The sequence below is a fragment of the Vibrio sp. 1402 genome, assembly GCF_033340275.1.
In genome coordinates this window covers 1-540 of the sequence record NZ_JAWOWE010000622.1, presented here as the reverse complement: position 1 = coordinate 540, position 540 = coordinate 1, and the positions used below count along the sequence as shown (strand labels likewise).

Sequence of the window (540 nt, the reverse complement as noted above, 5' to 3'; positions counted from 1 at the left end):
AAAGTATGTTTGAAATGTCATCGGAGGGGAACCTAGAGTCTGAAAATAGTAAAGATGACAGTGCCAACTTTGGTATTAAGCAGTTAAATGTTCAAGCTAAAGGCTATATCCCATCTTCTCCTGATGCCGTTATCTGCGCTGGTAAACGCTTTTATCAACTTCATGATATCCACATTATAGACACTAAATACTGGAATATTTCTGGCTACGGTGTGGGTATCGAAAACATCAAGTTAAATACCGGTGCGATTTCAGCAGCGGTTATCCGAGCCGATAATGAGTTGGCCGAGTGGGATGATACTGGCAATAAAACGAGTTACGGAGATTTGAATACTTACTTCTTAGATTTACGTTACGCTGGCTTTAGCCCATGGGAAGGCTCCTGGACTGAATTCGGTGTTGACTATGCAATGGTTAACCCAACGGATGAGCAAGAAGACGCCGCTGAGAACTTCGATAACGGTTTAATGTTAACTGCTGAACTTAGCCAGAGTTTCGCATTGGGGTATAACAAGTTTGTGCTCCAATATATGGACAAAG

The 540-nt window shown here is 42.0% G+C and carries 1 protein-coding gene; it reads left to right on the top strand.

Annotation, left to right across the window (positions count from 1 at the left end):
• Positions 1-14: 14 nt before the first annotated feature.
• On the top strand, positions 15-540 hold a 526-nt coding region (locus R7044_RS27595), incomplete at its 3' end, for a carbohydrate porin (protein ID WP_263857074.1).